This window comes from Amycolatopsis sp. NBC_00438 (assembly GCF_036026695.1).
Lineage (GTDB): Bacteria > Actinomycetota > Actinomycetes > Mycobacteriales > Pseudonocardiaceae > Amycolatopsis.
Window position 1 is genome coordinate 10,037,648 of the sequence record NZ_CP107923.1, and the last position, 13,493, is coordinate 10,051,140.

Here is a 13,493-nt window from a genome sequence, read left to right on the forward strand (position 1 = left end):
TCAGCCCAGGATTTCGTTCAGCACCTCGCGGTGCGTCCCCTTCGCCGCGAGATACTTTTCGCGGCCGGTGTCGGTCAGCGTGACGAAGATGCCCCGGCGGTCCACGTCGCAGAGGGCGCGCTCGACCAGGCCTTCCTTCTCCAGCCGGGCGACCAGCCGGGACGTGGCGCTCTGGCTCAGGTGGATCGCGCCGGTGAGGTCGGCCGAGCGGCACTTGAAGTCGCAGGTGGCGAGCCGTTCGAGGGCCTCGAACTCGTTCGCGCCGATCCCGTGGCGCTCCTGGAGGCGGCACTCGAGCGCGCTGAACACGGCCGAGTAGCGGGCCAGCAGCTCGTGCCACTCTTCGACCAGACCCTGCTCATTCGCAGTGTGCTCAGCGACGTCGCTCACGGCGACCAACTTAGCATGCGCAGGCATCTGATGCAATGACATTTAATGCTTAGACATTAGATGCGTGTGCATGTACTGTCGCCGTCATGAGTTCTTCCGCGGACCTGTCCACCACCTCGACCCGGTGGGACGCGCGCCTCTGGGGTGTCCTGCTCACGGTGTCCATCGTCATCGGCCTCGACGCGCTCGACGTGTCGATGGTCGGTGTCGCCCTCCCCGCCATCCAGGCCGACCTGGGCCTGTCCACCGCCGCGCTGCAATGGGTCGTCAGCGGCTACGTGCTGGGTTACGGCGGGCTGCTGCTGCTCGGCGGGCGCACCGCCGACCTGCTCGGCCGCCGCCGCGTCTTCCTCGTCGCGGTCGCCGTGTTCGCGCTGGCCTCGCTGCTCGGCGGCCTCGTCGACGACGGCGCGCTGCTCATCGCCAGCCGCTTCATCAAGGGCCTCGCCGCCGCCTTCACCGCGCCGGCCGCGCTGTCCATCATCACCACGACGTTCCACGAAGGGCCCGCCCGCAACAAGGCGATCAGCATCTTCGCCGTCTTCGGCGCCAGCGGCTACTCGGCCGGGCTGGTCTTCTCCGGGCTGCTGACCGAGGTCGGCTGGCGCTGGACGTTCCTGCTGCCCGCGCCGATCGCCGTGGTCGCGTTCGTCGCCGCCTGGAAGCTGATCCCGTCCTACCGCCGCGAAGAGGGCCGCGGGTACGACTTCCCGGGCGCGATCACCGGCGCCGCCGGTTCGCTGCTGCTGGTGTTCGGCGTGGTCGAGGCCCCGCAGGTCGGCTGGGCCGCGCCGCGCACGCTGATCACGTTCGTCGTCGCCGTCGCGCTGCTGGCGGCGTTCGTCCTCATCGAGAAGCGCAGTGCCCACCCGTTGCTGCGCCTGGGAATCCTTCGCTCGGGACCGCTCGCGCGGGCCAACCTCGGCGGCGCGCTGTTCTTCGGCGCGTACATCGGGTTCCAGTTCGTCGTGATGCTCTACCTGCAGCGGGTGCTGGGCTGGTCGGCGCTGCAGACCGCGCTCGGGTTCCTGCCGGCGGCGCTGATCGTCGCGTTCGGCTCACCGCGCATCGAGCCGCTGATCGACCGCGTCGGCACCCCGCGCACGATCTTTGCGGGGGTGGTCGCCCACGTGCTGGGCTACGCGCTGTTCCTGCGCGTGGACGAGCACTCGGGGTACGCGGCCTTCGTCCTGCCCAGCATGGTCCTGCTCGGCATCGGCTTCACGCTGGCGTTCTCGTCGCTCAACATCCAGGGCACCAACGGGATCGCGGACGACGAACAGGGCCTGGCCGGCGGCTTGCTCAACACGTCGCTGCAGGTCGGCGGCGCGATCGGGCTCGCGGTCGTGACGGCGGTCCTGACCGCCAACGGCGGCGGTGAGGCGTCACCCGCGGCGCTGCTCACCGGGCTGACGCCGGCGCTGAGCGTGGTCACCGGCATCGCGGTGCTGGGTCTGCTCGTCGCGATCAGCGGTCTGGTGGCCCGGAAGCGGGTGGCCGAGGAGCCGGTCGTCGAAGAAGATCTGCTGGCCCTCGCGGACTGAGGCGCGACGCGGAAGAACCACCATCGCCGGGGGATGGTGGTTCTTCCGCGTTTCTTTGCGCGTTTCCCGTATCAGGCCCGCTCGTCGGTGCCGGGCACCTTCGCCGTGGTGATGGCGATCCGGTTCCACGTGTTGCTGGTGAAGATCAGCGCGAGCAGTTGCGCCAGTTCGTCCTGGCCGAACTGGCCGGCGGCCCGGGCGTAGACGTCGTCGGGGACGCCGCCGGTCGAGATCAGCGTCACGGCGTCGGTCAGCGCCAGCGCGGCCAGCTCCTGCTCGCTGAAGAAGTTCGCGGCCTCGTGCCACACGGCGATCAGGTGCAGCCGCTCCTCGCTCTCGCCGGCCTTGCGGGCGTCGGAGGTGTGGATGTGCAGGCAGTAGGCGCAGCGGTTGAGCTGCGCGGTGCGGATCTGGACCAGCTCGACCAGCGCGGGGTCGAGCCCGGCGCGGGCGGCGGCGTCGAAGCCGATCAGGGCCTTGAAGGCCTTCGGGGCGGACTTGGCGAAAGTGATGCGGTGCGTCATGAGGAAAACCTAAAGCCGAAGTGACCGCCGTGTAGGGTGCATTTCCGTGCCGGAATCATGGGTCAATCTGGGTGAGCGGCTGGGTGCCGATCTCCACCTCGAGCTGTCCGGCGACGGCGGCAAGCGGGCCGCGCTCATCACCGCGCTGCGGGACGCCGTCCGCACCGGGCGGCTCGCCCCGGGCGTCCGGCTGCCGCCGTACCGCTCGCTGGCCGCCGACCTGGGCATCGCCCGCAACACCGTCGCCGACGCCTACGCCGAGCTGGTCGCCGAGGGCTGGCTCACCGCCGTCCAAGGCTCCGGCACGCGGGTCGCCGACCGCGCCGAACCGGTCGCGCCGGTCCGGACGCCGAAGAAGGCGCCCGGGACGCCGGCGCCGCGGTACAACCTCCGCCAGGGCCAGCCGGACGCGGCGTCGTTCCCGCGCACCGAGTGGCTCGCCGCCGCGCGCCGCGCGTTGAACGTCGCCCCGCACGACGCGTTCGGTCCCGGCGACCCGCGCGGCCGCCCGGAGCTGCGGGCGGCGCTGGCCGGGTACCTCGCCCGGGCCCGCGGGGTGCGGACGTCGCCGGACCGGATCGTCGTCTGCTCCGGGTTCGCGCACGCGCTGCGCCTGCTGTTCCCCGCCGTGCTGCGCGGCCCGCTCGCCGTGGAGTCCTACGGCCTGGCGTTCCACCGCTCGATCCTCACGGCCGCCGGCGTCCCGGCGATTCCGTTGTCCCTGGACGAAAACGGCGCGCGCGTCGACGAGCTGACCGCGGGAGTCCGCGCTGTCCTGCTCACCCCGGCGCACCAGTTCCCGACGGGCGGCCCGCTGCACCACGACCGCCGCGCCGCCGTCGTCGGCCACGCCCGCGCGACCGGCGGGCTGGTCATCGAGGACGACTACGACGGCGAGTTCCGCTACGACCGCAAGCCGATCGGCGCGGTCCAGGGCCTCGATCCGGAGCACGTGGTCTACGTCGGTTCGGTCAGCAAGAGCCTCTCACCGGCGCTGCGGCTCGGGTGGCTGGTGCTGCCGGGGCACCTCGTCGACGCCGTCCTGGCGGTGAAGGGCGAGCGCGAAGCGTGGGCGGGCGTGGTGGATCAGCTCACCCTGGCCGAATTCGTCGAATCCGGCGCGTACGACAAGCACATCCGGCGGATGCGGCAGCGCTACCGGCGCCGTCGCGACCTGCTGGTCGCCGCGCTCGCCGCGCAGGCCCCGCACGTCACGCCCACCGGCGTCGCCGCCGGCCTGCACGCCGTGCTGCGCCTGCCCGAGGGCACCGAGAATTCGGTGGTGCGGGCCGCGACGTGGCAGGGTCTCGCGCTCGACGGCCTGGCCGCCTTCCGGCACCCGGCCGCCACGATGTCCACAATGGACGGCCTGGTCGTCGGGTACGCGACCCCGCCCGAACACGCCTACGCCGCGGCCGTCGACGCGTTGTGCCGCGCCCTGCCGCCCGAGTGAGCCGTCAGCCCACAGGGTTATCCGACGATGTCGATCTCGAACGGGTCCGCGGCGCTGTAGTTGATGTCGGCCCAGACGGCGCCCGGCAGCTCGTACCGCCGGTGCGAAGTCAGCTTCGAGTTGTAGCCCGCGACCTGCGCCGGGTTGTGCCCGACGCCGTTGTGGTCGTTGCCCCACGCGAAGATGTCGCCGACCCACATCGGCTTCGAGAAGCCGTCACCGCCCAGCCGCGGGCGGACGACCACGGCCGAACCCGGGCTGCCGGAAAGGAAGACCCGCACCGTGTTCTGCTCGGCGTTCGGCGGGGTGACGGTGATGCGTTCCATGATCTCCACTCCAGTCGAGGCGGATCCGTTGCCGTCCACTCCGGGCCAGAAGTCGACGACGGACGAGACGTCGTAACCCGGGGCGACGTCGCCCCGGTACTGCTTGGCGACGGCGCCGTCCGGGATGGCCGGATCGCCGTCGTAATGGGCGATCCAGTAGTGCGGCTGGGCCACGCCGGCCGACGAGAAGGCCGACTGCACGCTCGGCCAGGTCGAGCGGTTGACGTAGATCGTCGGGTCCGCGCCCGCCGCGCGCCGCATCCGGACCCAGCCCGGCGCCTCGGCCGGGGTGGCGTCACCGGGTTCGACGTCGAGGACGTGTCCGTCGTTCGTGCTCGCCTTCTTGACGATCGTGACCTTGACCGCGTTCGGGAAGCGGGCCCAGTCGGCGGCCGACCAGGGTTCCAGTTTGATCTTGTCGATGTATCCCGCGACAAGCTGACCGCCGGCGGGGATGTTCGCGGCCGTGACCGCGTCGTACATCGTGCGCACGGGTTGCGTCTCCGTTCGGTGCCGTATCGCCGGTTCGGGGACGGCGAAATCGTCTCCGCGATCCGCCATCGTGCTGTTACCCATGTGGGACGGGCGTCAAGCGGAAATGGTACGCAATTCCGGTGCGTCACCGAGACGGCCGCGGCACACGATTCCTTCACCACGGGATCACGCGGCGACGGTGACTTTCCGCTATCGGCACTGGCTTCCCGCTCACCCGGCTGGCAAGCTGCAGACTCTCCACGAGGGAAGGCACGTGCATGGCCGCACACCCGGCGCGATCCCGGCGTCTCGACGCGCGGGTCGTCGTCCTGAGCGTGCTGCTCGTGGTGGCCCTGCTCGCCTGGTTCGGGGTGGACTACCTGAAGAACCGCCTCGCGAACGGGGGTTGTGACACCACGACCCCGGTCCGCATCACCGCCGCGCCGGACGTCGCGCCGGTGCTCTCCGCGCTCGCGCGGTCGGTGCCGGGACCCGACTGTTACACCGTGGAGGTCACGGCGAGCGCGTCGACGGCCACCGCGGCGGCCCTGGAAGCCAACGGCGCGAACGGGCCCGACGTCTGGGTGCCCGAGTCGAGCACCTGGCTGCTGCAGGCGCGGGACGGCGGCGCGTGGAACCTGCCGGAGACCGGTCAATCGGTGGCGAGTTCGCCGGTTGTCCTGGCACTGACCGACGAAGTCGCGAAACAGGCGGGCTGGCCGGCGAAGTCACCGTCCTGGTCGGACGTCGTCGCCGGCAGCCCGGTGGGGCTGCCCGACCCGGGCCGTGATCCCGCCGGGATCGCCGCGCTGATCGGGCTGCAGCAGCTGACGAAGGACGCGCCCGACCCGGCCGCCGCGTTCACCGAAGAGATCCGCAGGCTGTCGGCGGTGAAGGAACCGTTCACCGCGTCACCCGCGTCGGAACAGTCCGTGCTGGCGCGCAAGCTCGTCGCCGCGTACCCCGCCGTCGGGGTGCCGAGTTTCGACTACCCGTACGTCGTGCTGCCGCGCGCGTCGGAGGCGTCGAGGACGGCGGCCGAACGGTTCCTGCGGCTGCTGCTCGACCAGTCGGCCACGAAGGCGTTCGCCGACGCCGGTTTCCGGACGCCGACCGGCCAGCTGCTGGGCGACCGGGCGCCCGACACCCGCACGAGCGCCGCGCCGCGGCCGGTCGGGCCGCCCACCCCCGAAGCGATGTACGGCGTGCTGCAGGCCTGGGCCGGGGCCAACCTGAGCGCCCGCGTCCAGGTGCTGCTCGACGTGTCCGGCTCGATGGCCGCCACCGTCCCGGGCACCGGCCGCAGCCGGATGGCGCTGACGCTGGAAGCCGCGACGCAGGGGCTCGGGTTGTTCAAGCCCACGACCGAGCTGGGGCTGTGGCTGTTCTCCACCAAGCTCGAGGGCGACCGCGACTACAAGGAACTGCTGCCCATGCGGTCCATCGCGGACCAGCTCGCCCACGGCGGCCTGGCGACGTTGCAGGCGGTGAAGCCGAAGCCCGGTGGCGCCACCGGGCTGTACGACTCGATCCTCGCCGCGTACCAGAACGCCCGGCAGAGCTGGAAACTCGGCCGGATCAACGTCGTCGTCGTGCTCACCGACGGCCGCAACGAGGACAGCGACTCGATCGGGCTGCCCGGCCTGCTCGCCGAGCTCGGCAAGCTGCAGGATCCGCGCAAACCGCTGCCGGTGATCGGGATCGGCATCGGCCCGGACATCGACGCCACGGAACTGCAGCGGGTTTCGGCCGCGACCGGCGGCGAATCCTTCAGCACCCCGGATCCGCGCAAGATCTCCGACGTCTTCTACCAGGCGCTGAGCAAGCTCATGTGCCAACCACCGGCTTGCAAGAAGTGAGGACGCCGTGCTGGAGCTGACCGAAAAGCCCGCGCCGCGGACGGTGTGGAGACCACCGGCCGTCGTCCTCGTCGCGGTCGTGGCCGGCCTGGTGCCGTTCGTGCTGCACGCGTGGGCGGCGCTGCACGGGAATTTCGACCAGGACGACTTCATCGTGACGTACCGGGCGGGCGCCGCCGGGCCGTTCGACCTCGGGTTCCTGTTCCAGGACTACCACGGGCACCTGACGCCGGGCGGGTTCTTCCTCGCCGCGGTACTGACCGCGTGGGCGCCGCTGAACTTCCCGCTGCTGATGCTGCCGCTGCTGCTCATGCGCGCGCTCGCGACGGTGCTGTTCTGGTGCCTGCTGGTGCGCTGTTTCGGCCGCCGGTGGGCGATCCTGGTGCCGTTCACCGTGTTCACGGCGTCGACGCTGCTGCTGGTCCCGACGCTGTGGTGGGCCTACGGCGCGCAGATCGTGCCGGTCGTGCTCGCCGCCGTAGGCGCGCTGCACGCGCAGGTCCGGTACTTCCGGGACGGCGGCCGCTGGTGGCTGGGCACCTTCGCGTGGACGCTGTTCGGGCTGGCGTTCTACGAAAAGGCGGCGGTGATCCCGGTGCTGCTGGCCGGCGTGGCCGTCCTCTCCGGACAGTCCTTCCGGGACCGGACGCGCTACTGGCTCGGGCACGCCGCGCTGCTCGCGGCGTTCGTGGTGGCCTACCTCGCGCTGACGTCGAGCCAGGTGACCTCGGCCGGCACGCCGATGTCCGCCGGGACCGTCGCCGACCTGACCGGCCGGATGCTCGGCGACACCCTGCTCCCGGGCCTCGCGGGCGGCCCGTGGTCCGGCCCCGGGCCGGGCGCGACCTGGGCGCCGTCGCCGTTCGTGGTCGTCGTCGTGGTGTTCCTGGCGGCGCTGGGCATCCTGATCGCCGGGGTGCGCGCGGGTGGCCGCCGGGCGTGGCGGGCGTGGGCGCTGCTCGGGATCCTGCTCGCCGTGGACGTCGCGCTGCTGGCGCTGACGCGGCTGCGCGAAGCCGGCCCGGGGGCGGGGGACGATCCGCGGTACGTCGCCGAACTGGCGCTCGTGGCCGCCCTTTGTGGAGCGTTCGCGTTCCTGACCCCCGGCGAAGTTGCGCCGTCCGGTGGAAAGCGCGAACGGCCGATCGCCCTAGTCGTCTGCCTGCTTCTGCTCGCGAGCTCGACGGTGGGCTTCCTGCGGCTGTCGCCCGGGATGCGGTTCGAGCACTCCGGCGAGTACGTCGCCAACGTCCGGGCCGCGCTCGCCGAAGACCCGGATCTCGTCTTCTACGACAACTTCGTCCCGTCCGATGTGGTGTTCGAATGGTTCGGGGCGGATTCCTTCGCCTCACGCGTGGTCGGCCTGCTGCCCGGCGCGCACTTCGACCAGCCGACCAGCCGGATGCACCTGCTCGACGCGGACGGCAGGCCGCACCGGATCACCGGGGTGGAGCCGGTTTCCCGCGGCGTCCCGGGCCCGGTGCCGAACTGCGGTACCACGATCGGCGAGACGCTCGTGCGGATCCCGCTCGACACCCCGGTGCTCGGCCGGTACCTGCTCAAGCTCGACTACTACACCTCGGACGGCGGCGAAGGCCTCGTCGACCTCGAAGGTAAGCGCACGCCGGTCTGGTTCCAGGACGGGCTGCACTCGATGTTCGTGCCGGTGGACGGCCTGTTCGACCACATCGGCGTGCAGCTGTCGAGCCCGGGCGCGCCGGTGTGCCTCGCCAAGGTGGAGGTCGGCAAGCCCGTCGTGAGTGGTTAGGGCGGTTCTAACCGCCCTAACCACTCACGACCGGGTCGATGTCAGTAGGGGTCGTACGGGCTGTCGTGGCCGAGCAGGCGCGCCACCGGCCGCAGCCGCAGGCGCAGCAGGACCTTGATCCCGACGTTGCGGACGAACCACGGCAGCTGGGCCAGCACGCGCAGCCGGTCCGCCGGGGACGGCGGCGCGAGCCGGAACCGCGCCAGCGACGTCGCCCGGTCCACATAGGTGTAGCGGCGTCCGAAGAGGACTTTCGCGACCGTGCCGAGCGTGACGCCGATGGAGGAAAAGCAGTCGTGGACCAGGATTTCCGCCCCCGGCGGCAGGTGGTCCGACCAGCGCAGGTCGTCGGTGTAGGTCCAGTAGTCGTGCTTGCCGTCGATGTAAAGCAGCTGTAGGGGCCGGTCCCAGTCAGGGCGCAGTGCCGTGCTGTAACCGGCGACGAGCTCGACGACGTCGTCCAGCCCGGCGGCGCGGATGTTGCGCTCGAACAGTTGCCGCGTCGGGGATCCGCCGAACAGCCGGCCGTCGACGAACGGGTCGACCGCGATCACCGTGGCCCCGACGGTGCGGGCGGCCGCGCCCAGCACGATCGTCGACCGGCCCTGGTGGCTGCCGATCTCGAGGATCACGTCGCCCTTCTCCAGGCGGCGCGCGGCGTCCCAGAGGGCTTCGCCCTGCGCGCGCGTCATCCAGCCCTTGACCGGCTCGGCCAGGGCCCAGGCATCGTCGAACGCCGTGTCCTCGGAAGAAATGACGCACCTGCCCAGGAAATTCGGAAACCGGGAAAAATCCTCGGCACATGGTAGCCAGGTTTCGGCCTAGTATCTACCGGATGGTAACCGCCACCCGCGAACGAACCCGGGACGACGCTCCGCCCTCGGGGCGCGCCCGGAAGTTCTCGCCGGGTGGGTTCGTGCGCCGGCCGAGCACGTGGATCGTGCTGGCGCTGACCACGTTGTCGTTCCTGCAGATGCCGGGGAAGACGACGTTCGACACCAAGCTCGACCTGGCCGTCGACCCGATCGGATTCCTCGGCCGCGCGCTGCACCTGTGGAACCCGCAGGCGACCGCGGGCGAACTGCAGAACCAGGCGTACGGCTACCTGTTCCCGATGGGTCCGTTCTTCGCGCTGGGCCAGGCCGCCGGGATACCCGCGTGGGTCACGCAACGGCTGTGGGGCGCGCTGCTGCTGTCGGCCGCGTTCGGCGGGGCGCTGCTGCTGGCGCGCGCGATGAAGCTCGGCACCGAGCGCACCCGGCTGATCGGCGCCCTCGGGTACGCGCTCGCGCCGCGGATGCTGACCGAAATCGGGGGTCTGTCCGCGGAAATGCTGCCCGCGGTGCTGCTGCCGTGGGTCCTGGTGCCGCTGGTGCGGGCCGGGGTGACCGGCTCGCCGCGGCGCGCGGCCGGGCTGTCCGCGGTCGCCGTGCTGTGCATGGGCGGCGTCAACGGCGCGATGGTCGTGATGGCGCTGGTCCTGCCCGGACTGTGGCTGCTGACGCGCAAGTGGACGCGCGAGCACGTCCGGCTCGCCGGCTGGTGGGCGGGGTTCGTCGCCTGCGCGACGCTGTGGTGGATCCTCCCGCTGCTGCTGCTCGGCGAGTACAGCCTGCCGTTCCTGGACTACATCGAGTCCGCGACCAACACGACCGCGCCGATGTCGCTGTTCGAGGTGCTGCGCGGGACGAACCAATGGGTCGCCTACGTCGTCCAGGGCACGCCGTGGTGGCCCGGCGGCTGGTCGCTGATCGACAACCCGGTGCTGATGCTCGCCACCGGGCTCGTCGCCGGCGTCGGCCTGCTCGGGCTGACCCGCCGCGGCCTGCCGGAGCGGCGGTTCCTGGTGCTGGGCGTCGTCACCGGCCTGACGCTGCTGACGATCGGGTACGTCGGCACGCTCGACAGCCCGCTCGCCGAGCAGGTCCGGCACCTGCTCGACGGGCCGCTCGCCCCGCTGCGCAACGTCCACAAGTTCGAACCGGTGCTGCGGCTGCCGCTGATGCTCGCGTTCGTGCACGGCATTTCCGGCCCGGTGCGGGTGAAGTCCGCGCGCCGGTTCCTGCGGCCCGCGGCAGGTCTGCTGCTGGTGCTGGTGATGGCCGCGCCCGCGTGGCTGCTGAACCTGCGCTCCGGCCCGGGCTGGAACGAGGTGCCGGGCTACTGGTACGACGCGACGGGCTGGGTCGCCAAGGCCGACCCGAACGCGCGGACGCTGCTGCTGCCGGCGACCGGCTTCGGCGAGTACGACTGGGGCCGCACGGTCGACGAACCCGCGCAGGCGATCGCGAAGAGCCCGTGGGCGGTGCGCAACCAGGTGCCGTTGGGGTCCGAAGGAAACACGCGGCTGATGGACTCCGTCGACGCCGCGCTCGCCGACGGCCGCGGCGACCCCGGCCTGGCCGCGCTGCTCGCGCGGTCCGGGTACCGGTTCCTCATGCTGCGCAACGACATCGACCGGCAGCGGACCGACGCCCCCTCGATCGCCACCCTGCGCTCGGGCCTGGCGGGGTCCCCGGGCATCGGCAAGGCCGCGACGTTCGGCCCCCTCGAGATCTACGAGGTTCAGCGGCGGGTGCCGCTGGCCACCGCGACGTCCACAAAGGACGTCCCGACCGTGAGTGGCGGCCCGGAGAACCTGGCCCCGCTGATCGACTCCGGCCAGCTCGACCCGGCGACACCGACCGTGCTCACCGGTGACGGCGGCTCACCCGGCGGCCCGCGGCTGGTCACCGACGGCCTGCGGCGCGCCGAGCGGAACGTCGGCGGCGTGCGCGACAACCTCAGCCAGACCCTCACCGCGGGCGAGGCGTTCCGGCAGGAGCGCGCGGCCGGCGACCTGCTGCCGTTCCCCGGCCAGGAGCACCAGACCGTGGCCGCCTACCGCGGCATCCGCGCGGTGACGGCGTCGACGGCCGCGTCGTTCGCCGACGCCTTCGGGGGCTCCGACCCGAGCCACCAGCCGTTCGCCGCGATCGACGGCGACCCGCGCACGGCGTGGCAGTCGTCGTCGTTCACCGGCCCGGTCGGCCAGTGGCTGGAAGTGGAGCTCGACACCCCGCGCCTGGTCACGGCCGTCGACCTGCAGATGGTCGACGACCTGCGGGTCGGCTGGCCGGCGACCCGCGTCCGGATCACCACCGACAACGGCTCGGTCGACCAGCAGGTCATCCGCGGCGCCGGGGCGCACAGCTACCCGGTCGCGGCGGGCGTCACCACGAAGGTGCGGGTCACGCTGCTGTCACTGGTGGTCGGGCGGCAGGACGGCAACGTCGGCATCGCGGAGCTGAACATCCCCGGCACCCAGCCGCAACGCGCGCTCGAGGTGCCCGCGGACCTGCCCGCCGGTCCGGCGCCGGGGTTCGCGTTCACCCGCGGCGCGCAGCCGCGGTACGCGTGCCTTCCGGCGGGCGGCGCCGTCCGCTGCGACGCGACGGCCGCCCGCGACGGTGAGGAACCCGACGGGATCCGGCGGCTGTTCAGCACCCCCGCGGACGCGACGTTCCTCGTCGGCGGCGCGGTGCTGCCCGCGGGCGGCGGCAAGAACCCGGTGTCGCTGCCGGGGGTGACGGTGGCCTCGACGTCCCAGCTCGGCGGTGACCCGGCGGCGAGCGGGTTCGCCGCGGTCGACGGCGACCCGGGCACGACGTGGCGCCCCGACGTCACCGACCTGCGGCCGACGTTGACCTTGAACTGGACCGCGCCGAAACGGATTTCGGGGCTGCACATCGGGGTTTCGCCGGGGAGCGGGGCGAAGGCGCCGCGGCAGGTGGAGCTGGTCGGCAAGACGGGCAACCGCACGGTACAGCTGGACGAGAGCGGGTCCGGCACCTTCGAACCCCTCGACACCGACCAGCTGCAGATCATCGTGCCCGGCGACGACGACGATCCGGCGGCCCGCGCGGTGGTCGGCGTCGGCAGCCTGGAACTGTCCGGCACGGATGGGCTCTTGCCCGGTCCCGATCCGGCGTTCACGGTGCCGTGCGGCGCGGGCCCGAACATCCACCTGGACGGCCTCGACTACCGGACGTCGGTGACGGGCACGCTGTCGGACATCATCGACCACCGCCCGCTGCCGCTGACGATGTGCCGCGACTCCGAAGGCGGCATCGAACTGCCCTCCGGTGGCCACGAGCTGCGCACGGACCGGTCGGAGTCGTTCGTGGTCCAGGACCTGTGGCTGCGGCCCTCTGCGGAGGTTGCCCCTGCTGCGCACCGGGCAGTGCAGATCGGCAAGTGGGATGCGACGTCGCGCTCGGTGACGGTCGCCCCGGGCGACGAGTCGGTGCTTGCGGTCCCGGAGAACGCGAACGCGGGCTGGGTGGCCACAATGGACGGCAAACAGCTGACCCGCACCCGCGTGGACGGCTGGCAGCAGGCGTGGATCGTCCCGGCGGGAGCGGGTGGGGTGGTCGCTCTGTCGTTCACCCCGGACGCTTCGTACCGCACGGACTTGCTGATCGGGGCCTTCGCGGTGCTGCTGTTGCTGGTGGGCGTGGCCTGGCCGGCCCGCCGGCGCCCGTTCCCTGTTGCGGCCGGCGGTGCGGTTGTGGTTCCGGTGCTGCTGATCGGGCTACTGGTTGCCTTGGGCGGGATGCTGCCGGTGGTGCTGTTGATCGCCTGCCTGCTGGCGCGCCAGTTCTCGGAACGGGCACCGAGGTTCCTGGCGTTCGGCGGCATGGCGGTGGCGGCGGCGGTCTCGGTGACGGGCCGGGTCCTGGGCCACGGCCAGGACTGGGCTTACGGCCCGGTCACCCAGGCGGCGCTGTTGCTCGCGGCCGCGGCGACGGTGGCGACGTGCATCGACTGGTTCGCGCGCAAGGAAAACCCCACCGAGCCGACCGCCTGAGTACGCGCTCCGACCTTCCGATACGTGACCCGGGTGCACGGGTCGTCCGGCCGGGATTGGTGTGCGGTCGACGAGAGGCCGGGAGGACCCACCACGCCGACAGCCGGGTAGCTTGGCGTTCCACCGGCACGCGGCAGCCCTGAGTGCCCGAGCAGGTGCCAGGCTTCGGCTTCGGCCACCGATCGGGCGCCGCCGAGCAAAGGAGCCAAGGCGCGGGTCGGTAGCACAGGCCTGAGCGGCTTCCCGCCGAGAGTTCGTCAGCGAGAGCCGGCGCGGTGCGGGGCGCCGGGATCACCTCGGCCAGCG

General features: G+C 72.0%; 9 protein-coding genes. 5 read left to right on the plus strand and 4 right to left on the minus strand.

Annotation, left to right across the window (positions count from 1 at the left end; translation table 11 throughout):
- Positions 1 to 390 (minus strand): MarR family winged helix-turn-helix transcriptional regulator, encoded by a 390-nt coding sequence (locus tag OG494_RS46495; protein WP_328449953.1) that lies wholly within the window; start codon positions 388 to 390, stop codon positions 1 to 3.
- Positions 391 to 476: 86 nt separating this feature from the next.
- Between OG494_RS46495 and OG494_RS46500 the strand changes: the two genes are divergently transcribed.
- Positions 477 to 1,934, plus strand: coding sequence for an MFS transporter (locus OG494_RS46500; protein ID WP_328449955.1), 1,458 nt, complete (start codon positions 477 to 479; stop codon positions 1,932 to 1,934).
- Positions 1,935 to 2,005: 71 nt separating this feature from the next.
- Here OG494_RS46500 and OG494_RS46505 read toward each other — a convergent pair whose 3' ends face one another.
- Complete coding sequence (locus tag OG494_RS46505) at positions 2,006 to 2,458, minus strand: carboxymuconolactone decarboxylase family protein (protein WP_328449957.1); 453 nt, start codon at positions 2,456 to 2,458, stop codon at positions 2,006 to 2,008.
- 46 nt (positions 2,459 to 2,504) lie between these two features.
- Between OG494_RS46505 and pdxR the strand changes: the two genes are divergently transcribed.
- Positions 2,505 to 3,911: a MocR-like pyridoxine biosynthesis transcription factor PdxR gene (gene pdxR, locus OG494_RS46510; protein WP_328449960.1), complete on the plus strand. Its 1,407-nt coding sequence runs from the start codon at positions 2,505 to 2,507 to the stop codon at positions 3,909 to 3,911.
- A gap of 17 nt (positions 3,912 to 3,928) precedes the next feature.
- Here the strand turns inward: pdxR and OG494_RS46515 are convergent, their stop codons facing one another.
- Positions 3,929 to 4,729: a hypothetical protein gene (locus OG494_RS46515; RefSeq protein WP_328449962.1), complete on the minus strand. Its 801-nt coding sequence runs from the start codon at positions 4,727 to 4,729 to the stop codon at positions 3,929 to 3,931.
- A gap of 260 nt (positions 4,730 to 4,989) precedes the next feature.
- Here OG494_RS46515 and OG494_RS46520 point away from each other — a divergent pair, with 260 nt between their 5' ends.
- Complete coding sequence (locus OG494_RS46520) at positions 4,990 to 6,570, plus strand: substrate-binding domain-containing protein (protein ID WP_328449964.1); 1,581 nt, start codon at positions 4,990 to 4,992, stop codon at positions 6,568 to 6,570.
- Positions 6,571 to 6,577: 7 nt separating this feature from the next.
- The gene (locus tag OG494_RS46525; protein ID WP_442874359.1) at positions 6,578 to 8,338 is read left to right on the plus strand and encodes a hypothetical protein; all 1,761 of its coding nucleotides are present in this window, start codon (positions 6,578 to 6,580) and stop codon (positions 8,336 to 8,338) included.
- 41 nt (positions 8,339 to 8,379) lie between these two features.
- Here OG494_RS46525 and OG494_RS46530 read toward each other — a convergent pair whose 3' ends face one another.
- Positions 8,380 to 9,030 carry a class I SAM-dependent methyltransferase gene (locus tag OG494_RS46530; RefSeq protein ID WP_328449966.1) on the minus strand — a complete coding sequence of 217 codons (651 nt, stop codon included), beginning with the start codon at positions 9,028 to 9,030 and terminating at the stop codon, positions 8,380 to 8,382.
- Between the two features lie 143 nt (positions 9,031 to 9,173).
- Here OG494_RS46530 and OG494_RS46535 point away from each other — a divergent pair, with 143 nt between their 5' ends.
- The gene (locus OG494_RS46535; RefSeq protein WP_328449968.1) at positions 9,174 to 13,187 is read left to right on the plus strand and encodes an alpha-(1->3)-arabinofuranosyltransferase; all 4,014 of its coding nucleotides are present in this window, start codon (positions 9,174 to 9,176) and stop codon (positions 13,185 to 13,187) included.
- Positions 13,188 to 13,493 lie beyond the last annotated feature (306 nt).